The 24,966-nt window shown below is 40.7% G+C and carries 19 protein-coding genes; 7 read left to right on the top strand and 12 right to left on the bottom strand.

Annotated features, from left to right (window positions below):
• Positions 1–3 precede the first annotated feature (3 nt).
• Positions 4–1,659, bottom strand: a complete 1,656-nt coding sequence (locus tag H6541_05245) for an ABC-F family ATP-binding cassette domain-containing protein (protein ID MCB9015182.1) — start codon at positions 1,657–1,659, stop codon at positions 4–6.
• A gap of 301 nt (positions 1,660–1,960) precedes the next feature.
• On the opposite strand from H6541_05245, the gene H6541_05250 reads away from it, so the two are divergent.
• From H6541_05250 to H6541_05265, 4 genes are read left to right on the top strand one after another with little or no spacing between them, the layout of a single operon-like run.
• Positions 1,961–2,668: a hypothetical protein gene (locus tag H6541_05250; GenBank protein ID MCB9015183.1), complete on the top strand. Its 708-nt coding sequence runs from the start codon at positions 1,961–1,963 to the stop codon at positions 2,666–2,668.
• Positions 2,665–5,439, top strand: coding sequence for a carboxypeptidase-like regulatory domain-containing protein (locus H6541_05255; GenBank protein ID MCB9015184.1), 2,775 nt, complete (start codon positions 2,665–2,667; stop codon positions 5,437–5,439). The genes H6541_05250 and H6541_05255 overlap by 4 nt, the downstream gene beginning before the upstream one ends.
• Entirely contained in the window at positions 5,426–6,586 is a 1,161-nt protein-coding gene (locus H6541_05260) for a DUF4249 domain-containing protein (GenBank protein MCB9015185.1), read from the top strand. Before H6541_05255 ends, H6541_05260 begins: the two co-directional genes overlap by 14 nt.
• Before the next feature lie 26 nt (positions 6,587–6,612).
• Positions 6,613–8,307 (top strand): hypothetical protein, encoded by a 1,695-nt coding sequence (locus H6541_05265; protein ID MCB9015186.1) that lies wholly within the window; start codon positions 6,613–6,615, stop codon positions 8,305–8,307.
• Between the two features lie 81 nt (positions 8,308–8,388).
• Here H6541_05265 and H6541_05270 read toward each other — a convergent pair whose 3' ends face one another.
• A complete protein-coding gene (locus H6541_05270; GenBank protein ID MCB9015187.1) occupies positions 8,389–9,168 on the bottom strand; it encodes a hypothetical protein in 780 nt (259 codons plus the stop codon).
• Positions 9,158–9,952 (bottom strand): sigma-70 family RNA polymerase sigma factor, encoded by a 795-nt coding sequence (locus H6541_05275; GenBank protein MCB9015188.1) that lies wholly within the window; start codon positions 9,950–9,952, stop codon positions 9,158–9,160. The genes H6541_05270 and H6541_05275 overlap by 11 nt, the downstream gene beginning before the upstream one ends.
• Positions 9,953–10,371: 419 nt before the next feature.
• On the opposite strand from H6541_05275, the gene H6541_05280 reads away from it, so the two are divergent.
• The gene (locus tag H6541_05280; protein ID MCB9015189.1) at positions 10,372–13,317 is read left to right on the top strand and encodes a CHAT domain-containing protein; all 2,946 of its coding nucleotides are present in this window, start codon (positions 10,372–10,374) and stop codon (positions 13,315–13,317) included.
• A gap of 139 nt (positions 13,318–13,456) precedes the next feature.
• On the opposite strand, the gene H6541_05285 is transcribed toward H6541_05280, so the two are convergent.
• The 3 genes from H6541_05285 to H6541_05295 are packed head-to-tail and all read right to left on the bottom strand — an operon-like array spanning position 13,457 to position 17,205.
• The gene (locus H6541_05285; GenBank protein ID MCB9015190.1) at positions 13,457–14,404 is read right to left on the bottom strand and encodes a tetratricopeptide repeat protein; all 948 of its coding nucleotides are present in this window, start codon (positions 14,402–14,404) and stop codon (positions 13,457–13,459) included.
• A 9-nt stretch (positions 14,405–14,413) separates the two neighbouring features.
• Positions 14,414–14,938 (bottom strand): hypothetical protein, encoded by a 525-nt coding sequence (locus H6541_05290; GenBank protein ID MCB9015191.1) that lies wholly within the window; start codon positions 14,936–14,938, stop codon positions 14,414–14,416.
• A gap of 53 nt (positions 14,939–14,991) precedes the next feature.
• Positions 14,992–17,205: a hypothetical protein gene (locus tag H6541_05295; GenBank protein ID MCB9015192.1), complete on the bottom strand. Its 2,214-nt coding sequence runs from the start codon at positions 17,203–17,205 to the stop codon at positions 14,992–14,994.
• A gap of 357 nt (positions 17,206–17,562) precedes the next feature.
• On the opposite strand from H6541_05295, the gene H6541_05300 reads away from it, so the two are divergent.
• Positions 17,563–18,588 (top strand): trypsin-like peptidase domain-containing protein, encoded by a 1,026-nt coding sequence (locus H6541_05300; GenBank protein ID MCB9015193.1) that lies wholly within the window; start codon positions 17,563–17,565, stop codon positions 18,586–18,588.
• A gap of 17 nt (positions 18,589–18,605) precedes the next feature.
• Here the strand turns inward: H6541_05300 and H6541_05305 are convergent, their stop codons facing one another.
• From H6541_05305 to H6541_05330, 6 genes are all read right to left on the bottom strand, one after another.
• Entirely contained in the window at positions 18,606–18,959 is a 354-nt protein-coding gene (locus H6541_05305; GenBank protein MCB9015194.1) for an MGMT family protein, read from the bottom strand.
• Positions 18,960–18,962: 3 nt separating this feature from the next.
• Positions 18,963–19,619 carry a tRNA (guanosine(46)-N7)-methyltransferase TrmB gene (gene trmB, locus H6541_05310; GenBank protein MCB9015195.1) on the bottom strand — a complete coding sequence of 219 codons (657 nt, stop codon included), beginning with the start codon at positions 19,617–19,619 and terminating at the stop codon, positions 18,963–18,965.
• A gap of 145 nt (positions 19,620–19,764) precedes the next feature.
• Positions 19,765–20,754, bottom strand: coding sequence for an HU-CCDC81 and SPOR domain-containing protein (locus tag H6541_05315; GenBank protein MCB9015196.1), 990 nt, complete (start codon positions 20,752–20,754; stop codon positions 19,765–19,767).
• Between the two features lie 125 nt (positions 20,755–20,879).
• Positions 20,880–21,626: a 3-deoxy-manno-octulosonate cytidylyltransferase gene (gene kdsB / locus H6541_05320; GenBank protein ID MCB9015197.1), complete on the bottom strand. Its 747-nt coding sequence runs from the start codon at positions 21,624–21,626 to the stop codon at positions 20,880–20,882.
• Between the two features lie 7 nt (positions 21,627–21,633).
• A complete protein-coding gene (locus H6541_05325) occupies positions 21,634–22,248 on the bottom strand; it encodes a deoxynucleoside kinase (protein ID MCB9015198.1) in 615 nt (204 codons plus the stop codon).
• 181 nt (positions 22,249–22,429) lie between these two features.
• Entirely contained in the window at positions 22,430–23,953 is a 1,524-nt protein-coding gene (locus tag H6541_05330; protein MCB9015199.1) for a GH3 auxin-responsive promoter family protein, read from the bottom strand.
• A gap of 188 nt (positions 23,954–24,141) precedes the next feature.
• Here H6541_05330 and H6541_05335 point away from each other — a divergent pair, with 188 nt between their 5' ends.
• Complete coding sequence (locus H6541_05335) at positions 24,142–24,960, top strand: 4-(cytidine 5'-diphospho)-2-C-methyl-D-erythritol kinase (protein MCB9015200.1); 819 nt, start codon at positions 24,142–24,144, stop codon at positions 24,958–24,960.
• Positions 24,961–24,966 lie beyond the last annotated feature (6 nt).

Here is a 24,966-nt window from a genome sequence, read left to right on the forward strand (position 1 = left end):
GTTTTACGCGCTTTTTGGCTTAGCGGTTGTTCTTTCCAGTTCACGCATGTTATCCAGTTTTTTCTTGGCCAAAAAGCTGCTGATATCGCCCAGGTGTTCTTTTACCTGTTTGTTTCCAAACTCAAAAACCTTACTTACCAGGCCATCAAGAAAATCGCGATCATGAGATACAAGTATGAGTGTGCCGTCGTAATCCTGCAAGGCGCTTTTCAGAATATCCTTGGTTTTCATGTCCAAATGGTTGGTAGGTTCATCCAGAATAAGGAGGTTTACGGGTTCGAGTAACAGTTTAATCATTGCCAGGCGGGTGCGTTCTCCTCCTGAGAGCACTTTAACTTTTTTAGTCCAGCTGTCGCCGCCAAACATAAAGGCGCCGAGAATATCTTTGATTTTTGTTCTGATATCGCCTTTGGCCACATCGTCAATCGTTTGAAAAACGGTAACTTCCTCATCGAGCAAAGAGGCTTCGTTTTGGGCAAAATAACCAATCATGGTATTATGCCCGAGCTGAACCTTGCCTTCAAAGTCAATTTCATTCATCAGGCTTTTCACCATTGTTGATTTGCCTTCGCCATTTTTGCCAACAAAAGCAACTCTTTCGCCCCGGGTAATGGTGATGTTGGCATCAGCAAAAACAAGGTGGTCGCCATAACTTTTCGACATGCCTTCAACCATAACCGGGTAACTGCCTGATCGGGGCGATGGTGGAAACTTTAACCGAAGTGATGAATTATCCTCTTCGTCAACTTCAATAATTTCAAGCTTTTCAAGCATTTTTACCCGCGATTGCACCTGATTTGTCTTCGAAAAAGTTCCGCGGAAGCGCTCGATAAAATCCTGGTTATCGGCAATGAACTTTTGCTGCTCATCGTATTGTTTCTGCTGTTGTTCGCGTCTTTCGGCCCGTAGCTGAAGATATTGTGAGTAATTGACTTTGTAATCATATATACGCCCCATGGTAACTTCAATGGTTCGCGTTGTAATATTGTCGACAAAGGCGCGGTCGTGAGAGATAACGATGACAGCTTTTGCACTGTTGATAAGAAAATCTTCAAACCATTGAATTGATTCAATATCCATATGGTTTGTCGGCTCGTCAAGCAAAATAAGGTCGGGTTTGCGAAGCAGAATTTTTGCCAGCTCAATGCGCATGCGCCAGCCCCCGCTGAATTCACCTGTCGGACGGTTAAAGTCATCGCGAACGAATCCCAGCCCCATCAATATCTTTTCTACCTCTGCATCATAGTTTATTTCTTCAATGGAGTAAAATTTTTCGCTCAGCGCCGAAACCTGCTCAATAATCTCATAATACTCCGCTGATTCATAGTCAGTTCGGGCGGATAACTGATTGTTCAGATCTTCAATCTGGCGTTCCATTTCAAAAATATGGGCAAATGCCTGTGCGGCTTCTTCGAAAACCGTGCGATTGTCCTCTGTTAATAAATGTTGAGGTAAGTATGCAATCACCGCATCTTTAGGTGCAGAAACTTTTCCCCGGGTTGCCGTTTTTGCTCCGGCAATAATTTTGAGTAAGGTTGATTTTCCTGCGCCATTCTTGCCCATGAGCGCAATTCTGTCTTTATCGTTTATGGCAAATGAGACATCTTTAAAAAGGGTTGTTCCTCCAAATTCTACTGTAAGTCCGTCAACTGAAATCATCGCAATTTTTTAATGAGGCGCAAAGATAATTTATTTTGTGCAGGCAGGCGCTTTTGTCCTTGTTGTCATAAAGGTCAAGAGAATATAAGTCTGATAGATAGCACTCAAGGATGGTTGTTTATGGCCATTTTCAGGGCCGATTTGAATATTTTGACCGGATATTGATTGTTTTTTATCTTTTCACCATCTAAAACGATTGATTTTCATTATGTTTGTGTATTAATCAATTCGAAATTAACCCGGTTAAACCGATAATTACGGTTTTACGAATGTGCAATGAGATTTTAAAATTTGTTCAGGCATGAAATTTCATTTTCGTTTTTGTTTGGTTTTATTGCTTTCGCTGACTGTTTTCCGGGGTTTTTCGCAGAGTATCGAAAGAGATGAACTTGCGCAAAAGACTTTTGGTTTGGATCCACTTTTGCACAATGGGAAAGTTTACCGGTTTTTTATTGCTCCCGGAACAAGGGGAACTCCATTTTTTAACGGGCCTGATTTTGTGAATGGTTCGGTAAAGTTACGGGGCATTTTATACCACGATGTTTTACTTAAGTACGATATTTATAATCAACAGCTTGTTTATCAGTATTATGCCGATAACGGCGGGGTTAATCAGATTATATTGTCAGATGCATGGCTTGAATCGTTCGATTTATTTGATAAGCATTTTGAAATAGTTGCAGCGAAGGATTCTGCAAAAAAAATATTTCAAACCTTGGGAAGGGGCAAGGTCAAGGCCTGTTTTTACTGGGATAAGAACTTGTATTTAAGTACACAGCTGGGTGCAACTAATTTTGAGTTTTCGGAACCTAATCGGTATGCATACTTGTTATTAGATAACCAACTCATAAAGTACAATAACAATAAGAGCTTTTTTAAAGCCTTCCCGGCCGGATATCAATCCGTGTTGAGAAAATATCTCAGACAACAGAATGTGAACATGAAAAAAGCGTCAGAAGAAGTCGTAATTCATGTGCTTGACTACTGCAATAAACTATTGGCCGAATGAAAAAAGGGATGATTGTCATTTTTTTATTTATTGCTTATTGTCAGGCATTCGGGCAAGACAATAACCTGATAATTTCCTGCAATTATCATCAAATTACTTTTGACAGCTTTAGCCGGGATCTTACAGCAAAGACCGGAGTAAGAATCTATTATCCAAAAGAAGAGTTTGCAAATTTGATTGTTAGCGTTAAATGCGATAGTCTGGGAATAGAAAAAGTTGTCGAAATGGCGGTCAAAGGTTCAGGTTTTGAAGTTTCATGGTGGAATCATCACCTGATTTTGCTCAAGGGCGAAAAACTGCTTACTGACTTGCCTGAATTTAAACAAAAGTCAAAAGAAACCGATACCGTTCAAACAGAAGGAGAGGCTCTTACGGTTTCGGAAGAGCGCTATCTGACAGGGCGAAAGGCTGATGTAATTCAAACAGTTAGGATTGGTAAAACCGGAGCTTTGCTGAGTGGAACAAAAGCAAAAGTTCTGGGCCGGATACTGGATGAAGAAACCGGAGCGCCCATTTACAGTGCTACCATTTATATTACTGAACTCAGAACCGGAGAGGTGTCTGATGTAAATGGCTTCCTAACCATCATGTTAAAACCCGGGAAGTACAATGCGGTGTTTGAGTTTCTGGGTTATGAGAAAAAGAAATACCTGCTTGATGTAATTTCCGACGGAAGTTTTGTAATTCAAATGAAAAGAGCTGTTATTACAATGAAGGAATTTGTCGTATACGGCGACCGGCAAATGAACATGAAAATTAAAGATCCGGGACTTGATAAGATTTCAATGAAAACCATCAAGGAGCTGCCCATGATGATGGGTGAACGCGATATATTAAAGGTTTCAGGCATGCTTCCCGGCATTGTAAGCACTGGAGAAGGAGCCTCGGGGTTGAACGTACGCGGAGGGAGCTCTGACCAGAATGCTTTTTATATCAATAAAATTCCTGTGTATAATACAGCACATATGTTTGGGTTTTTCCCGGCATTTAATTCTGACATTATCAAAGACTTTGCTATTTACAAGGGGCATATTCCTGCTCAGTATGGCGGCCGGCTATCCTCTGTTTTCAACATACTCACCCGGCAGGGAAATCGCAAAAGGTTCACAGTTCATGGTGGTTTGAGCCCTATAACCGGTAATCTGGTTGTTGAAGGCCCTTTGAAAAAAGATACATGCTCTATTTTGTTAAGCGCCAGAACCAGTTATTCGGACTGGATACTGAAACAAATTGAAGACCCGGATATCAGATCCAGCTCAGCCAATTTTTACGATTTTTCAGGAGCAATCAATTATGACCTCCGCAAAACACAAATGTCGCTGTTTGTTTATCATAGTAATGATAGGTTCAGACTGTCTGATATCAACAAATATTCTTATTCAAATAACGGAGGAGCGCTTACCTTTAGTCATGTATATTCAAATTCACTCAGAGGTGAGCTTACGCTGATTGGCTCCCGGTATAATTTTGAGACAACATATCGCCAGGAAGTTTCAAGAGCTTACGAACATGCCTACAAAATGGAGCACTATGAAGCACGAGCAGATATTAAACAGGTGGTGAGTGATGTTCATTCTTTGGATTATGGTGTCGGATTTATCTTATATAAACTCAACAGGGGGGATGTAAAGCCATATGGAATCAATTCATTGAAAACGCTGGTTGAGTTAGGTAAGGAGCAAGGGATTGAAAGTGCTGCTTATTTTTCAGATTCATATGACTTCAAACCTTGGCTGAATTTGACATTAGGGGCCCGTTATACGCTGTTTAATCCCTTGGGTGAAAAAACAGTTTATACCTATGCTGACGGAGCGCCCCGCGATATTCGTTATATAAATGATACGCTGCAGTTTGGTGCAAATGAGCCTGTCAGGTGGTATTCAGAACCTGATTTCAGGGCTGCTATCAATATTGAAACAGATATGGATGGTTCTGTTAAACTTGCATTTAATCAAATGCACCAGAACCTTTTTATGTTAAACAATACAATAACTGTTGCCCCAAATACACAATGGAAACTTGCCGATTATCATCTGCAACCATCGCGCAGTCAGCAGTTTTCACTGGGTATTTTCCGGCTTTTTGTCCAAAGCGGTCTTGAAGCTTCACTTGAGGGATATTACAAAAAGACATTCAATGCGCCTGAATTCAAAGATGGGGCCGACTTCCTTGAAAGCCCGCTTGTTGAAACAACTGTTTTACAGGGAGCTCAGCGGGCATGGGGGCTTGAGTTTTACCTGAAACGCAGTAACCGGAAACTTGAAGGCTGGTTTTCATATACATTTTCCAGATCTTTTGTAAAAATTGATGGTGAAAATGCCTGGGACCAGATAAACTCCGGCAAATCTTTTCCGGCTAATTTCGACATACCTCATGCCCTCAATATTGTGCTGAATTACCACCTCTCCCGTAGAATCACTTTTTCGTCAATTCTTACTTATCAAACCGGGAAACCCATCACTTACCCTGTTTCTGTTTACTATGTTGATGGCGTGCCTACGCTTGATTACTCTGCCAGAAATGCTTATCGGATTCCCGACTATTTTCGCACCGATGTTTCACTTGCCATTGAGGGAAACCTGAAGAAAAACAAACTGTTGCACAGCTCTCTTATTCTAAGTCTTTATAATGCTACCGGGCGCGACAATCCTTATTCTGTTTATTTTAAAACTGAGCATGGTCGCATTAAAAGTTATCGTTATGCTGTGATTGGAGTACCCGTTTTTACAGCAACATGGATTTTTAAACTTGGAAATTATGCATCGGAATAGATTCGGACTTATGCTTTTGATGCTGATAACCACGATGATCTCGTGCATAAAGCCCTATGATCCTGAAATCAGAAGCAATGACGAAAGGAAACTGGTAGTGAATGGCCAGGTTACCGATGGTGACGGATTTCAGAAAATTAACATTACCTGGTCTTCTCCCATTGAATCACCTGGGTACATTCCGGTGTTGGGATGTACAGTAACAATTAAGGATGATAAAGGTCATGAATTCTCTTTGTCGGAAATGGGGAATGGTGATTATACCACATGGATTGATCCTTCATTGCTTGGGGCTGGCTCGAAATTTATGCTTGAAATTTTTACACCCGACGGAGATAAGATTGTTTCTGATTTTGATCAAATATCGGCTTGCCCTCAGGTTGATTCAGTTTATTATGAAGTTCAGCAAATTGAAGGTAGCATTCCGGGAAAATATACGCTGGGAATTCAGTTTTTTCTTGATTTGGCAGGCACCGTTACTAACAGTCGTAACTATCGCTGGGAAGTCTTTGAAACATGGGAATATCATGCCGATTATCCTCTCGAGTGGTATTATGATGGTACTGTTCACCATGTTTCTCCGCCTGATTACTCACGTATGGTTTGCTGGAGAACATTACAAATACCAAACATTTTTACCTTATCGACTGAAAAACTGGTGGTAAATGCATATAAAAGATTCCCATTGCATTTTGTTACAAATCGTACATCCAGGCTGATGTATGGTTATAGTCTGCTGGTTGCTCAATACGCTTTAAGTGAAGAGGCTTATATCTATTGGGACCAGCTGCGGATTAACGGTTTTGAGCAAGGTGGATTGTATGAAAAACAACCCCTGGCCATTCAAGGCAATCTGCATAATCTGACTCACCCCGACAAAAGTGTTCTGGGCTTTTTCAGTGCTTCTTCAGTCAGGACGAAAAGAATTTTTATTCAACAGGTTCCCGGTTTGCCTCTCGATTTTTTTAACGGATGCAGTCCGGCTGTGATGAGAAAGGGACTGGTTGAGATTACGCCACGCGATTACCCGGGATACCTGATGGGCGATGAAACCGGATACCGTTTGGTGTGGCTCAATGAAGAGTGCGTCAATTGCTTATCATTAGGTGGTATCAATATAAAACCTGATTTTTGGCCCAACGATTAAATGTTGTAATTGAATCACATAAACAGATGAAAGCAAAATTTATTTTCAAACAAGGGCTGTTGTTGCTGTTGTTGCTGGCTTCAATAAGGCTCGCAGGACAGCAGAACGAGGGTTTTTCTCTGTTTGAAAAGGTGAATTTGATTACCGACCGATCTTTTTACATTTCAGGTGAACAAGTTTGGTTTAAAGCATGGGTATCTTCTTTTACAAAAAATGATCTTCCCCCAAGCGGCATTCTTTATATCGAAATTATCTCACCTGATGGTAAAAGTATTTCGAGAGTAAAAAGCTTGATTGAAGATAGCCAGGCCAATGGCTTTGTAGAAATACCTGATGATGTGATTACAGGAACTTATTATGTGCGCGCTTACACAAAATATATGAGAAATGCAGGGCCCGAATCTTTTGCCTGTGTTGGTATCAGAATTGTTAATCCGCAACGCAAGGATTTTTTATCGGGTTCCGATACAATGGCGTTTCAGGCAATGGGAGAAGTTCCGGCTGTTGATGGTAAGTTGCTTGTAATCAATCATTACAAGCAGTCATTTCAGCCAAATGAAAAGGTTGATGTGTCTGTTGTTTCAGCGGTTTCACAAAAAATGCATCTCCATGAATTGTGCATCTCGGTAGTTCCTGACTGGACTTCCTCTACAGCTGTTGTTTCTTCCTCAAACCGCAAGCCTCAGCCTGAAACCGAAGTGTTTTTTCCTGAAATCAGAGGTCTTACCATTTCCGGCAAACTCATGGATCTTTCAACAGAAACAGTAGTAAGAAATTCTCGTGTAAATTTATCTATTATTGGCCCCGGCAGGGATTTTATGTCGCGGTTTACTGATTCAGCCGGGCGTTTTTCATTTGCACTGCCAGCATATACCGGTTATAGAGATTTGTTTATTGGGGCTGAAAAGTCAGATCTTGCCAATCAGGCAATACTGGTTGATAATGACTTTTGTGCTATGCCTGTCAGGCTGCCTGAACCTGAATTCAGGTTGTCGCCCGATGAGCGTAAACTTGCCATTAAACTGGCCGCCAATGCCCGGTTAAACCGCATTTTTAAAAATGAAAGTTCGGCCATTCAGGCACAGGCCGATACTTCAGCTGCAGCATTTTATGGAACTCCTACTGATGTGCTCAAATTTGAAGACTATATTCAATTGCCTACTCTTGAGGAGTACTTTAATGAGTTGCCCGGCCTCGTTAAAGTGAGAAAGCGAAACGGACAGAAGTATTTTAAAGTAATTGGTGATCAGCCTGAGATGCTTGTGTTTGATCCGCTTGTACTTGTTGACTGGGTTGCGGTGGACGATCCGGAGAAAATATTGGCTGCGGCACCCACCGACATTTTGCGAATTGAAGTGGTAAACCTGCCTTACGTGAAAGGAGATCTTACTTTTGGAGGCATTATCAGCATTATTTCAAAAAAAGGCGACTTTGCCGGCGTTGACCTGCCTTCTTCCGGTATCTTTTTAAATTATCTTTTTCTTCAGGAACGCTATACGAATGGCAATAAACTGATTGCTCAAGAGGGTATTCCGGACGCAAGAAACACAATTTACTGGAATCCGGCACTTGTGCTCAATCATGACGGGAGTGCTAACTTTTCATTTATTACGCCTGAAACACCCGGAAAATACGCCATTGTGATTAAATGCCTGACAGATGAAGGAGAACTATTCAGCGATAAGCTAACTATTGAAGTTAAGCCTGGTAATGGAAATTGACAGAAATGTTGTTTTTTGTTATTATTGGAAGTAGCGCCGCACTCGTGCATGATTCTGATTTGGCAGATTATTCAGAAAAATTTATCTGACAATTATTTTTCCTACATACAATAGATCATAATCCTGGTTTATCAGTTTCCAGTAATACAAGCCGCTGTTTTGGACAGGGATTTTTATACCTTGTTGATGTGTTGACTGTATTGATATCTTTTTGCCAGAATGGTCATAAAACTCTACCACAAGTTCTTCGTGCCCGGGGTTGCTCCATTTCAGGGAATCACTACCGGGGACCTCCAGAATGGTATTTGTAATAACCTTAACAGTTTCGCCCCTGTATGTGCTTTTAAAACTGTTATACAATTTTTCGAGCCTTTCGTCAGGCGTGTATAAAGCAAGCATTTCCTTTTGCTGCAAAGGTTTTTCATGCTGATTTGCCGCTGTTGTTTCAGTGGGTTTATTATCAGAACTCAGTGGTTTGCCTGCAGGCGTAATTTGTTTAGTATTATCGGTTATCCTGTTTTTTTTAGTTACTATCTGATTTTTGGTGGTGGTTGCAATTTTTTCTGATGAAGAGGTTTGGTGGGCAGGAATTAACTTTAGAATGACCATCACCGTAATTCCGGCAGCAGCAACAGCACTAACAGGCAGCAGCCAGCTTTTCGAATTCAATTGTTTTTTTCTATTGGGTTTAATGGAAAGTTCTTTTGAAAGTTCAGCCACAATAGCTGCTTCAGCATAACACTGTTCACAACTCTGAATGTGAGCAATCAGATTTTGCGGAACCAAATCCCAGTTATTGTCATTGATGGCATCTGCATAAATGGCAATTTCTTCTTCCGATAAATGCTTCTTAATATCCATATCCAGTTATAAGAAATAGAATCATTAGCGCAACAGGAATAGTATTCATGACCGGGCATAATCTTGCATAATGCATTTCAATGATTATTTCCAGACTCTCTCTTGTATATTCGGTATCACCACTTTTGTTAAGCCTGCTCAATAAGGTTTCAATTTGTTTGTGAAGCCACATTCTTACAGCATCTCCTTTAACGTTTTTCTGTTCAACAAGGTTTACAGCTTCAGCTAATTTGTCAAATATCTCACTTTTTGCAGTTGTTTCTTCCCTTCTCAGGATTAGCATCAATTCATTTGCTTTATCAATACTGTATTTTTCAAAGTCCTTTCTGCTTAAAGTGAGATGAAAGTAGAATTTTAAAAATAGAATCAATTTTCCTTCTTCATCCTTGAATGAATGAATAATGCTATCCAGGCGTTTCTCTTCAAGATGGAAGATGGTGTTTTTTTCAGTTTCAATATTTAAAGTGATTGGGTCAGATTCGTAAAGTTCTTTTTTGTCTTCATTTACCGAATACCAATGCTTGCTTTCATGTCTTATCACTTCACAACACATCCTGTTCATAATGGCAATGTAATAAGTTGAAAGCTTCGATTTCCCTTCAAAGGCCTTGTCAATTTTCTTCTTTTGGTTGATAAATTTCTCAACCACCGCCATCTTAACATCCTCTTTCTCACGCGATGGGATTATGTTACGCGCTGCGTATCGTGAAATAACAATATTTGCTATATCTAAAATTGATTCAATTGAAAAGGCTTCTGATTCTTTGTTGCGGGTAAGCTTCATTCCTGAAATTATTTCAGTACAAAGTTGCAATTTTTTCTTGCACTATCAGGGGAGTTTTCTTGTTGCTTAACCAATAATTAACAGAAGTTGTGATAACCGGTGTTTTTAATAGGGCTGTTTCCGGCTTATTTTATATTTTTGGCAAGGGATAAATAATTGCATTTTGATGAATTAACTTGTTGCCAGTGAGTTATTTATGATTTTTGATTGTCAGATCATGCACTGGTAATTTGAAGCATCTTTATTCAGACAACAACTTTTCAGCCTTTTGTTGATAAATCATAAGCCTTAGGTTTAATTTTCAACCTGAACGGCTTGGATAATTTTTTTCTGAAAGAGATGAATGATTCTCATTTATTATTAGGAACACCCGCAACTACTATAAACTATCCATTTGGCTAAAGGGCGAAAACTCGACTATGACATTTAAACAAATTACAGCGTCTATCATTTCCAGGTTAATTCCGCTCAGAATCATCAGAATTATTTTTTTTCTTTTTATTGGTTTAGCTCTTGAAATTCCGGAGGGTTTTGCCCAGTACGGACCGCTTTACTGGCAATTGCGCGGGTACGATAGCATTCCTGATTACAGGAAGGCTATGCACGCATTCAGTAGCAAGGATTTTACACAGGCGCAAATGCTTTTGGACTCAATAGGCAATACTTTTATAACTAAAAAAAACTATCGGAGATATTATCAGGTTCAGAATGAAAAGGGGGTGATGCTTTATCTGACCAAACAATACGATTCGTCTTTCCGTGTTTTCAACCGAAATGTTGATTTGATGATCTCTCATCAGGATACGCTTCATTATGAATTTGCCATAGCTATGCGTATTATGGGATATCTGGCCAATGCATGGGATGGTGTAAGTCAATCCAAACTGTATTTTTTGGAGCGTCAATGTCAGGCTTTAAAAAAGATGAACGATAAATCGCCTGTTTATGTTGATTGTTTAGGCGATTTGGGCCTTTATTATGTTAATACGCCGGAAATGCTAACCGGAATTAATTATTTGCTGGAAAGCAAGAAAATGGCTTTGGCACTTGGTTTAAAACATACAGTTCTTGTTAACGATCATACAATTACCAATAAGCTGGCAGTTGAACAGCCCTACCTTGCTCTTGAAATATTTGAAAATCAGTATAAAACGGCTGCCAGAAAATACTATCGCGATTCAACCGCTTTGATAATTCTGGCTTATACCATCGCTGACAAACTGCACGAAACCGGCAATTTTTCAAAAGCTGTTGAATATTTGAATGAGGCTGATGAAATTCAACAGGCTACAAACTATCCGCATATTAAGTTTAAGGCTGCCATTCCTGTTGATTTGGCAGTTAATTACAGTAAGCTTGGCGATGCCGAAAACTTTATGAAATATGCGGGCATTGCCTTGTCAGCCTACGGGCAGATTATCGAAAACAGACCTTTCCCACGACACTACCTTTATTCAGTTATTGGTGAAGGCTATCTTCCTTTTCAGATTGACAGTGCTTTGTTTTATTTGGATAGAGCCTGCGATTTGCTGTTGTCTCAGGATGTTCAGGAAAATGATAAACTGGCAGAAGTGCTTGCTTTAAAAACTGAGGCCCTGTTGGCTGGCTCTGATGCGGCAGGCGCTGAAAAAATGCTCGTTAAAGCCTTAAATTTACTTACCATTTCTCAATTTGACAGCCTCCCTGCATTTACCTGCTCATCGGCACATAAAGAGGTACTGCGCAGAATATACAACCTGGCCAATAATGTTTATTTGCAGAAATATATGCTCACTCATGAAAAGATGGCTCTGCAAATGGCACTTCAATCTGCTTCGTGCTATGATACACTCACGCGTATGCTCGCCCGCAATATTTCTGATGCTGATGCCATTCGTGATTTTGCTAAGGAATATAAAACTGTGGCTTCCCGGATTTTTGATAATCTGGATATTGCAGATATCCCTCAGCAAATGGCGTTTCGCTTTGTTAGTACGGCCAAAGCTTTTCAATTGATGACTGAAATTGAAAGGTATGCATACGCTCAGGCTGTTTCAACTCATGACAGCCTCTGGAGATCTAAGCTGGAACTGGAAAAAATGGTCCGCTTTCTGAAAAACCAGAAAACATCAGCATTGATTATGAATGATAGCTTACTGGCTGATAGTCTTGGCATCGAAATCAGAAATAAACTGATTGAAATGCTGATTGTCAATTACAGCATTATCAGAAGTCAGTCATCGGTAAGTAGTTTCTTGGATCTTGACAGCGATTTCTCTTTGCCTGAAACAAAACTCAATGACCGGCATTTGGTGTTGGATGTTTTTCATTCCGATAAAAAAGTGATTTTACTGGGTATTGATCAGGATGGTACAAAGTTGGCACGCATTGATGAACAGGGGCAATTTGATACAGCTGTTCAGGATTTTCTCAGAGATGTGAGAACAGGAAATCAAACAGATGATTCGGGAGGTGCTCTGGCAAACCTGCTGCTGAAACCAATGACACAAAAAATTTCTTTGGCCGCGAAAATTACTTTTATACCTGATAATTCACTTTTACAAGTGCCTCTTGAAGTATTGCCCAGTCCGGTGAATGGCAAAATGTTGATTGAAAATCAGTCAATTGCGTATAATTATTCTTTTGCATTGTGGAATAAATCATCACAAAAGGCCGCTGCTGAAAATAATCATATTTTGGCACTTGCACCCGTTTTTGAAACGGAACAACCTGTCGATCAGGTAGCTTATTCGCGGGGTGAAGCACCGGATGATGCCGGTTTTGACTTTTTATTCAGTGCTGACCATCTGGTGCCGTTGCCATTTACGAAAAGGGAGGTGAGGAAGCTTGACAGCTTATTTACAAGCTGCAGGATTGATCACAGGGTATTACTAAACAAGGATGCAACTAAATCAAATCTTAAAAAATATGCTGGCGATTACAGCATTATTCATATTGCTTCTCATGGTTTTGCTTCAAAAAAAGAGCCTGAATTTTCAGGTGTTTTCTTAGCTCCCGAAAAAATAGCTGATACGTGTCGGGGCGTTTCTGATAATGGTTTCTTACATATAGGAGAGTTGTCAAGCTTAAAAACCAATGCCAGCCTGGTGGTGCTTAGTAGCTGTAATTCAGGCGTCGGTGCGATATACGAAAGCGAAGGTGTAATGGCTTTGCCGCGGGCATTTATGTTTGCTGGTGTGCCCAATGTAATGGCCTCTTTGTGGAGAGTGAATGACGCTAAAACCAGTGTTCTTATGGTTGCGTTTTATCAATACCTTTTACAGGGAAATGATTATGCAAACTCATTGCGATTGGCAAAACTTGATTGTATTGCCAAAGGATACCTTCCGTTAAACTGGGCTGGTTTTGTACTTATAGGGAGTTAGCAAACTTCTAAAGCAGAAATCAGAGCAGTTGACTGTTTGTAATGTGTTGAATAATAATTGAATAGCCTGTTTTTCGGGTGATAAAAAAAGTGCCTTGATTGACTTGTCAAGGCACTTTTTTATAATAAGGCTGGTTATACTAAAAATCCTCTACTATCGGATTGGCGCCGATTTCATTCAGATAATCGAATAGAATCTGGTTTTGTTTCATTCTAACTTTAGCGTGAAAATCAGGCATAATGGCATAATATTCCTGAGCTTTTGCATAATTGCCTATCAGCTCATAGCACATGGCTGTATTAAATGCAGCTTCTTTATTGTCGGGTTCGGCTGAATATATCCTCTGATAAAGATTTCCCAGTTTTTTGATTTCACCGGATTCAAAGAGGACTTTAGCTGAAGATAGCTCTTCTTTTAAAGTTTTGTCTTTCACTTTTACACTAAGAAATTTGTACCAAACGGGCTCATGGCTATAGAATTTAAATGTGTTGTAAAAGCCGGGCTTCAGCGACGATTCACATTTGGCGAGCAGATCACTTACCGGCAGCAGTTTTTTGCCCGGCTTCCGTTCAGAATCAAACTGGATGTTAATGGTATCGTAATCAGTGGTTTTGTCTTTATACGTATAAGTGATCAGGACATTAATTCCGGCGGTATTTATTTGCCGGGTTTCATAGTACGGAATGGCACCGCCTACGCTATTTGCCTTTTCAAAATAGAGGTTTTCTTCAACTTCTTCTGAAGTTTTTATCAGGTAGGAGCCTCCGATGATTACATCTGCTTCTGATGCGTTAGTTACTTCTTCAAAAAGCGGATGAGTTGTCCAGCTGATGTGGTTCTGTATTTTTTTTGCTTTTACACCACTATACGTGTAGTAGAATATGTCAATGCCGGGTTTGGCCAGTGCATTAACATCAATCTGGCTTTCATTGCCTTTGTTGGTGAATCCTTCGAAATAAATCTTGCTCCCGCGTACTTTGGTCTCTTTTTCGAGTGAAAACTGGTAAAATTCACCTTGTTGAGCGTAAATGGCCGGAATGGTCAGGATATAGGCGAGAATAAATAGAAGTCCTTTGTAATTTTTCATCATCTGCAGTTAAAATATGTGAATCAATTTCCAGTGACTGGCTTCGGCTTCATTTTCAACAGCAGCGTATGAGCCATCAGGGTTCATTTTGACATATGAGCCTGTTCGTTGATTTTGTAAAAGAACGCGTTCGCCCCGCACAACCATTCTCCAATGCATGGATGGCTTTTGTATAACAAAATTGCTGCGTGAAAAAAAGATGGCATTTTCATCGGCATTATCTTCCAAAACCCAGTCATATTCATCGCCACCGTTGCTCTCGGTCAGGTTATGAATGGTAAATGAGCGTTGTTGAGTTGGTAAGATATCAGAAAGGTCAAGCGTAAAATAATTCACCGGCATCTCCTTTGAAGCATCGTAAATAGCGGGAGTTTTTGCAAGTACATAATGTGTGGCTTCATCCACAACAATAAATTTTGTGTACTTTTTATTTAAGATGGCATCATCCTTTTTAGTCACAATGGAATAAAGCGAGCCATCCAGGCTTGTTCCCGCCATCAATAGCGGAAGCAGTAAGTTAAACAGGTTTCTCATATCAGTATTATGTTAAAGGGCTTCCCCTAAGAGAAGCCCTTCTGCTATTCGGGTTAGTATTTAAAAGTTCTGGTTGCGGTATATGGGCCGACTTTCATTTCAATCCAGTTTCCTTGCTCATCATATTTGAATGAGCAGGGCCATTCAAGGCTTGAACCAAATTCAAAACTATCCTGGCTTACTTTATTTTTAGGCGCTCCACCCTGAGCATATGATTCGGTAAACCATTCTTTAAAGCTCATCTTTTGCGCGATATTAAGGCTTCCCTTCATGTCAAAGTTGTATTTAACTTTTGTCGGATTTCCTTTGTCGTCCTGGTCAAGAACAATGATTTCGCGCAGCAGTTTGGTCGCCTTTATTGACTGTTCCCTTGTGGAGAAACTTGCGCCGAAAGAGGTGGTAACATCGCCATCCCAACTCCAGCTGGTAAATACACCATTTTCGTTGATGGTAGCTTTTGTGAGGAATTTTGATTTGGTATCCGTGCGTTTGGCTTCAATACCGTTTGAAGTGAGTATGTCTTTAAAAATGGCATTTGCCTTAAAATAATTGTTGTTTCCAGCAAAATAAATATTTCCGTCAAGGTCAACTTTTAGCTGAACAATCTCATCAGACGTTTTACTGGAGAAGATACCTGCTTTTTTGGTAATGTTATTGGCGCTGCGCGAGGTTTCTTTCAATAACGGGTCATAAATTTCATTCAGTTTACCCGAAAAGTAAATGTTTGAAGCCATGCTTTTTTGCCACATTCCTGCATCAGTAACAATGTCAAGAAATTTTCCTGTTACCTCGTCATAGGTGGGTTTTAATTCCCTCGAAAAGAGTTTCTCTTTTGAACCATCATCTCCGCGGCTGATTTGATCGGTTTCAAGCTGCTTGATTCGGCGATCAGAATCAAATTTTACCTGAAAACTAATGGGCTCATCGCCTTCTTTGGTTAATGTTCCTTCCATTTTTTTGGGCAAACCGGCAAAGTCCTGCAATGGGAAAAACTGAAACGGATAGTCAATTTCATATAGCGAGCACAACAGGTCGTTGTGAGCATAAAAATCAACAAATTTGCCCAGGTCGCGGTTGATGGTTGTCATCAGTTTCTCATAGCGTTTGGCTCCGGCAGGGTAGTAGGTAACAAATGTTTCGATGTCTTTATAATTTCTGAACTTTTTCTGATCCTTCATGCCAATAACCAGTCCTTTTCTGTCTTCTTTGGGTAGTTTTCCCTGAAGCAGCAGATTCCATTTGGCCATTTCATCAATGGTTTCCTTGATTTCTTCGCCGTATTTTTTATAATAGGCCGAAGCTTTTTCCGGATTTTCGAGCCATGCATAGCAAACCGAAAGATTATGGTAGGCAACCCATCTTGATTTTTCGGTACAATTACCCAGATTGGATTCTATAATATCCACAAAGTTCTTGACCTCTTCCTTCTCTTTTGCATTTAATAGCAATGCATTCTTGTTTTCAAAAACTGAAAGTACAGGTTCAATAAATTTCTTCGATTCTTTAATTTCTTTGATAACACCCAGTTTGATAGGGGATGAGAAGGTGCCAAAGCCAAAGCGGCCAAAAATATCCTGACGAACCCTGTTGTAAGCTACGCTGATTCCAATTCTTTCTGACTCGGTAAGTTCATCGCTCTCTTCTACTGTAACACTCATTAAACCTCCTGATGAAGGTGCTGGTGCTTTGTAATTCTTCGATTTCATTGTGCCTGAAAGTGTTCCCAGGTTTTCTTCTGCTAAAACATCACCTCTTGGCGTGGTAACTTTGTATCTGCAGTTGATGTAATAAGGAATGTCATAATACCCGTTCTTGTCAGGGCTCAGTGGCGACATTCCTGCGCTTGGACTGGGGTCTTCGTCATTGAGTACATATATCTCAACTATCATTGTTGATTTGATGTCGGAATTGGCAATAATATACTGTGGTACAAAGTTCCAAACAGCAAAACGGCCTTTGTCATCCTTCAGCGCATCAATGGCTTTCGACATTTTTGCGGTATAGTCCATTGTTTTATTTACCATTCCGGCAGTTGCCTGTCCTAATGCCCCGAATTTGGAGCCCAAAGCCGAATTTTTTTCTTTCTGGGCTTCAAGTTTGGCTTCTTCAAGCACCTTATCAGTCATAATATAGACATCTGCCTGTTCATATTTTACACCTTCAGCAGGAACCTGAAAGTAGGAAATCTGATCAGGACCTTTGATGGATTGAGCTCCCAAATGCCCAATCGCAAAAATAGCGGAAACCAACAAGAGGATTCTTTTCATTGAGTTTTGTTTTAAAATGTGTTTAAATAGCTGATAATTAGTTTGATATGTTCAGGGCGGTTTTTCGTTTTGCCCAGCCATGGTTCTACCAATAGTTGGTTGCTGGCCAGGCCGTTTTTTGAAAAAAATATGGCAGTTTTTTCTGCTATTTTATTCTGCACTGGTATTCGGGCAGGTAGATTTATTGTCAGGTTGTAATTTTGAGATGAGGGTTATTTGAAGCAGGCTCATGCTTTGCCTTTGATTTGTTTATTCTTTTCGTGAAAAATAACGATTTGATTTTATGCGTCGGAATTGCTTATATTTAGTTTCTTTTTGCCTGGAGGCATTCCGTTTTAATCCGACAAAATCAATGACATGAATAGGTTAGGGCCAATACTTATATTTCTGATGTTAATGAATGTTTCCTGCAGTGTATATCATCAGGGGACTGCTGATGTATCGCAGTGCGGGTTTTCAGGTATTTTTGAAAATCGTGAAATGCAGCAACAGTACAAGGAGCTTACAAATTCGGTTCTGAAACTTTCGGTTTTTGTAAGTTATCAGTCACAGGTGTTTGAACCTGATAGTTTGGTTACCCTTGCATCCTATAAGTCAGGCAGAGCACTTGGGGCAACACGGGCCAGATTTGTTCAAAATGAATCGTTTAGCGGAAGTGCTACAGCAATTGATAAATCAGATAATAAAATACTGCTGCTTACCTGTGCACATCTTGTTCATTTTCCCGATACTATTTATACCTATGATGAAAGGCTGAGTGCTGATGGCAAAAGATACTTGCTCGGGTTGTCGGTAAAAACAGGGTTTGTGATGAAAATAAACAATGTCGGTGGAAATTTGCGGCCGGCTATTGTTGCTATTGATGCGGGCAACGACCTGGCTTTGCTTGAAATAGTTTCACAAAGCAGGATGGAACTTCCCGTTTCAACAACACTCAAATTGGTTTCAGCTAAAGATTTAAACTGGGGGGATAGAATCTGGCTTACCGGCTTTCCATCCGGACGATTTATGATGACCACAGGTTTAATCAGCAACCCTGATAATAAAGAAGGTATTTTGTTTACTGATGCACCTTTTAGTGAAGGCTACAGCGGAGCTCCGGCTTTGGTCTATCACCGCCAGGCTTCCTGTTTTCTGCTGGCAGGTGTTGGGCGCTCTGTTGCTGCACGTTCAGATTACGTGTTGAAGCCCGAAAAGAAAATGCATGAAACAGTTTATAATACAGCTCTTCCTTATACTGGCCAGGTTTATGTTGAAGTTGAAAAACAGCCTGCAGCTGGCGTTACTTTTATTGTTGGACCTGATTTGATTCAATCTTTTATGATGGAAAATGCACAAAAACTGGCTTTGTCAGGTTGGGATTCAGCCATTTTAAAACGCTAAGGTGTTGCCGGTTAACTTTATAGGGAAAGTTCAATAGCAGGATCCCAGAAAAGTTCCCTGAAATTGGTAATCCTGTCATCTTCAATCAAAGCTCCTTCGCTTTCGAGCAGTTGCTGCATGAGCTCATAGCCTTCAAAATGATGTTTTCCGGTGAGTATACCATTCCGGTTAACCACCCGGTGTGCCGGAACAGGTTGCGACGAGTTGTGTGATGCATTCATAGCCCATCCGACCATACGCGCCGAGCCCCTGCTGCCCAGGTAAGCGGCAATAGCCCCATAGGTGGTTACCCTGCCCAATGGAATAAGTTTTACAACCTCATATACTTTTTCGAAAAATGAAAGGCTTTCGCGGCTGTAATATTGTTGCATGATTTATTTGAGTATAAATCGCAGATAATTAATGGGAATTCCCTGTCCAAGAAATATCTTTTCGTAATGCGTCTGCGTAAGCATCACATCTTCCTGCAAATTGCTGTTGTATAAATCGAAAGTGTGCATCAACAACTGATGACCTTCTTCTTGAATTGTTTGAAGCGTAAAATCAAAAAAAGCCCGGTTGTCGGTTTTAAGGTGAATGATGCTGCCGGGTTTAAGCAAAGTTTTGTACCGGTTCAGAAACATAGGAGAAGTCAGACGTTTGCGGGCTTTTGCGGGTTGAGGATCAGGAAAGGTAATCCAGATTCCGCTGATTTCTTCAGGTGCAAATGCATCCAGAATCATGTCGATGCGGGTGCGTAAAAAAGCCACGTTGGTGCTTTGTCTTTCGGCTGTGGTTTTTGCCCCTCGCCATAAGCGCGCTCCTTTGATATCAATTCCTATATAGTTGTTTTCGGGATAGCGGGCAGCCAGGGCAACCGTATATTCTCCTTTGCCACAACCCAGCTCAAGGGTTATCGGGTGGTCATTGCCGAAATATTCATGCCAGCAGCCTTTCATGTTGAAGCCGGCTTTTAGTTCGTCGAATGTGGGCTGAAACAAGTGCGGGAAAGTCGCATTTTCAGCGAATCGTTCAATTTTTCTTTTTGCCAATGGGGTAAAGTATAGTATTGCAGTTTTGCAGTTGAAATAAATGGTGATTTCTGAAAATCAGGGTGCAAAAATAAACTAAATGGTGTAAAAATAATGCCGGAGTTATAAAAATCCGGCATGATATGTTTTATGTAAAATCAAGATCTTATCTCATGGTGAGTAACCATGCTCCGGGGAACTCGCCAAGTCTGAATTCTTCCACTTTTTGCATAGCCAGTTCTTTATCACTGTACCCCTGAATGCTTACCCTGTATAGCCCATTGCTGTTTTGACCGGCAATGCTGGCATCATAGCCCTGTGATTTCAATTCATTCACCAGCGTTTCGGCATTTTCCTGAATGCCAAATGCCCCGGTTATAATAAAAAACACATTTTTAGCCGCAGGTTGAATTTCGGATGCTTTTTCAGTTTCGGTAAAAGCCGGAACAATAGAGGCTGTGGCTACCCGGTTTTTATTCATTTGATAAACAGAAGCAGATTCCGTTGCTGAATTTCTGGAGCTGCGTACTTCAAGCGCTTTTTCCTTTGTAGGGAATAATGAAGCATAATTGTCATATAGCCCGTTGATTTTTTCGGGATGAAGAGCGCTCCAGATAGAAATGCTTGCAAGTGGCAGGATTACTGCAGCCCATTTGAGTGCCGACGGAAGTCGTCTTAATGAATGAACCGGTTGTGGTGGCATAAGCCTGCGGCTGATTTTTTCCTGAAGGCCGGCACGCTTTATGGATGGTGATGTAAATGTGGAAAGGCCGAATGCATCTGCATGATAATTCATGTCTGCATCAGGTTCAAACTGGATGTTTTTTTCGCGGTCTATTGATAATGTGCCAATTTGCTTAAGCATCAGGTACCTGCCACTGTTTATTCCTGCTTTGATTTCTGATACATCTCCATGAATGATTTCAATGGCTTCCTGAAAACTTATTCCTAATTCAGTCTTGATGGAAGTGGCAAGCAATCCGTCGTTGTTTCGCAGGCTGGCGTTAAATGCCAGTGTTCGTGAAGGTGGTGAAAAAGTATGATGTACCGGATGTATTGATGCCGGAGAATAGTTGGCTATAAATCCTCCTAAACCGGGTACGATCACGCAGTCGTGTTCAAATAACAGCTTGCTGATGTGTTTTTCGGTAATCATAGCGTTTGTTTTTTCACTTTAAAAATTGATATGCCTGCTGGTCATCAATACTTTGTAATAAAAGCGTTGCTTTTGCAGATATTGATATTTTGAACTGGCTAAGATAAAGCGAAAGGGCTTAATTTTCAACTATTGTTGGTAAGTTTTGATAAATCTTCGGGGGTGTCTATTCCGAAGGTCTCAAACTCAGTAGTTTCGGTGTAAATTGCATATCCGTTCCATAACCAGCGAAGTTGCTCCAGCGATTCTGCCAGTTCGCCTGGCGCTGGTTCAAGCTTTACCAGTTGTTCGAGTATTTGTGTTTGGTAAGCATAAATGCCTATATGTTTATAAAACGAATGCTTGTTGATCCAGGTTTTTTCCTGTTGACCTCTGATATATGGAATAGGAGAGCGGCTAAACAGCATGGCTTTGCCGTTCTTGTCTGTTACTACTTTTACAACATTAGGATTAAATAGTTCCTCTTCAGTTTCAATTTTCTTAATCAGGGTGGCAATTTGCGTGTGAGAATGGCTGAACAAACCGATGACTTTCTCAATCTGAGCCGGTTGTATAAAAGGTTCGTCGCCCTGAATGTTTACAGCAATATCAAATTTTTCTCCAACTCCCGCTAATTTGTGGATGGCTTCGCCAATCCGGTCGGTACCGCTTTGATGATTGGGCGAGGTCATGATTACCCGGCCTCCAAAATTTTTTACATGCTCAAAAATGCGTTGATCATCTGTGGCAACAACTGCTGCATTTATCAGGCTGCAAGCTGAAACCTGCTTGTAAACGCGTTCAATCATACTCACTCCGCTAATCATGGCCAAAGGTTTGCCCGGGAAGCGGGTAGAGGCGTAACGGGCAGGTATAATGCCCGCCACCCTCAACGGAGATTTAGAAAAGTCCATTGATTTCAGCGTTGATTTTTTCAATTACACCCGCAAGATCCTCTGGCTTTTCAGAGAAATTAATGTTGTCAACTTCTACAATCAGCAGTTTGCCCAGTGTATATTTATTGATCCATGTTTCGTATCTTTCATTCAGGCTTTTCAGATAATCAATGCGGATAGAATTTTCATAATCTCTGCCTCGTTTTTGAATCTGACTCACCAGCGTAGGTACACTTGCTCTCAGGTAGATGAGCAAATCAGGCGGTTTTACAAATGTGCTCATTAACTCAAACAGCGAAGTGTAATTGTCAAAGTCCCTGCTGGTCATCAGGTTCATTGTATGCAGGTTAGGTGCAAAAATGTAGGCATCTTCATAAATGGTTCTGTCCTGTATCACTGTTTTTCCACTGCTGCGGATTTCAATTATCTGACGAAAACGGCTATTCAGGAAATACACCTGAAGATTGAATGACCATCGTTGCATATCTTCATAAAAACTCGGCAAGTATGGGTTTGTTTCTACATCTTCATAATGGGGTTGCCATCCGAAATGCTTGGCCAGTAGTCCGGTAAGGGTGGTTTTTCCTGAACCTATATTTCCTGCTATTGCTATATGCATGACTTGTTTCTCTGGATTGGTGAATGAATTTGTGCTGCGTTTGTTAGCCCGTCAAATGTAAGAAGTAATGGAATAACTCTGAAATTTTTTACGTTGAAATGGATGTGTATTCTGCCAAAAGCTTTCGTTTTGTGCATGACCATTTCAATGAAAGAATGCAAAACCATACACTTGCCCATGATTAACTTTCTGCGTGTTTTCCTGCCATGTCAAGAATTTCATCAACATAAATGCGGTTGTTTGATAAACGGGGGATTTTGTATTGCCCGCCCAGCCTGTCGCGCTTTTTTAGCCAGTTATAAAAAGTTCCATAAGGCAATTCCCTTATAATGGGGGCATTGAGCACCATGTTGTGATAGCGTTTGGCTTCGTAATCTGAGTTAAGCGACTTCAGCGCATTGTCGAGCAATTCAGTGAAATAAGCAATGTCATCAGGTCTTTTTTCAAATTCAATGAGCCATTCGTGTGCTCCGCTGCTGCTTTCGCTAAAATAAACTGGAGCTGCTGTAAATTCATTAATCATGGCTCCTGTTTTGTCACAGGCGCTTTCAAGTGCTTTTAAAGCATTGTCAATAATTATTTCTTCCCCGAATGCATTGATGAAGTTTTTGGTCCGTCCTGTAATTCTTATCCGGTAAGGTTCTGTTGAGGTAAATACAATGGTATCGCCAATCTGGTAACGCCATAAACCGGCATTGGTGCTGATGATCATGGCATAATTTACCCCTGTTCTGACTTTGCGCAATGGAATAGCCTCTGTTTCTGATTGCCCTATATCGTTCAGCGGCAGAAATTCATAGTAAATGCCATAATCCAGCATTAAAAGCATATCATCGGCCTCGTTTCTGTCCTGAATCCCAAAAAAACCTTCTGAAGCATTATATGTTTCAAGATAATTCATCGGATTTGAAATCAGATGACGAAACTGATTTTGGTAGGGAGTAAAACTAACCCCTCCATGAATAAATAGCTCGAGATTGGGCCAAACTTCTTTGATATTCTGCTTGCCGGTAATTTCAAGTACCCTTTTGAGTAAAACCAACGTCCATGAAGGAACTCCGGTTATGTTGGTAACGTTTTCATGACGGGTAATCTGCGCTATTTTTTCAATCTTGCTTTCCCATTCCGACATCAGCGCAATGGATAAATCAGGTGTTCGGATAAGTTCTACCCAGCTGGGCAGGTTTTCCATTATAATGGCCGAAACATCTCCGACAAAAGTGCCGGCTTCAGGATTGTCAGGGAAATGACTTCCTCCCATTCCCAACAATCGGCCTGAGAAAATTTGGGTATCGGGATGATTGTTGCAATAAATCGACAAAAGATCCTTGCCGCCTTTAAAATGGCACTCATCCAGGGCTTCCTGACTTACGGGAATGAATTTACTTTTATCGCTGGTTGTCCCTGATGATTTGGCAAACCATTTTACTTCAGAGCTCCACAATAAATTTTGTTCACCCTGCCGCAACCTGTCAATATAGGGCTTTAAATCATTGTATTCATTAACCGGAACCCTGTTAACAAAATCTTCGTAAGTGGTGATGGAAGTATAATCATGTTTTTTGCCCCATTCAGTGTTGCGGGCAGAGAGAATGAGTTTCCTGAATAATTCATCCTGAACATCGTGCGGATATTTCATGAAAAGCTCAATCTGATGCATCCGCTTCTTCATGAACCATGCTATCACTGAGTTTATTATGGTCATATGGTGTAGTTGGGTTTTCTAAACAAATTTAAAGGTAAATCATGAATAACGGTGGTTAAACTTTTGAAATTTCAAAGTATGCTGCTTGCATCGCCTGCTTTACTCATAAGCTTATTCGTTATGCTACTTCGTTGTTTATGCTGTATATTTGCATTTATTCTTCTTCTGCGAAATAAACCGGCTGAATTATGATAGTTTTTCCTAATGCTAAAATCAATCTTGGTTTGCGCGTTGTTGCCCGCAGGGGGGATGGCTATCATGATATTGAATCTTTATTTCTCCCGGTAGGTTTGGCTGATGCGCTGGAAATTACGCCATCTGTTGATGGGCGTTTCAGTTTTTCATCTTCAGGCATTGCTATTGGTGGTGATGTTGAATCTAATTTGTGTGTGAAGGCTTTCAGACTGATGCAGCGAAAGTTTAATGTTCCGGCCTTGAAAATTTTTCTACACAAGATGATTCCTCACGGAGCCGGGCTGGGAGGCGGTTCTTCTGATGCAGCATTTACATTGAAACTGATAAACAGGATGTTTTCGCTTAAAATCTGTAATCAGGAGCTGAAGGAACTTGCCGCTGAGCTGGGCAGCGATTGCCCTTTCTTTATTGAAAACAGACCTTGTCTGGCCACCGGCAGAGGTGAGCATTTGCAGCCGCTTGATACCTTTTACGGCCAAAAATATATTTTGGTCGTTAAACCTGATGTGTCTGTTTCCACTGCATGGGCTTACGGGCATGTAATCCCTTCCGGAAAGCATCTGCCCCCGTTGGCTGATATTACTGTTAATCCCAGTCTTTGGAACAGTTTGTTGCCCAACGACTTTGAAAATGCTGTTTTTGACGAATGGCCTGAAATCGGATATATAAAGCAGCAGCTGCTTCAGATGGGCGCTGTATATGCAGCCATGAGCGGAAGTGGCTCAGCTGTTTTTGGATTATTTGATCAGGAACCTGAGATTGCGGAACAGTTGAAAGGATTGTTTGTGTGGAGCGGAAAACTGATGCAATAGCGACCG

This window comes from Lentimicrobiaceae bacterium (assembly GCA_020636745.1).
In the GTDB taxonomy this organism is placed as follows: domain Bacteria; phylum Bacteroidota; class Bacteroidia; order Bacteroidales; family Lentimicrobiaceae; genus Lentimicrobium.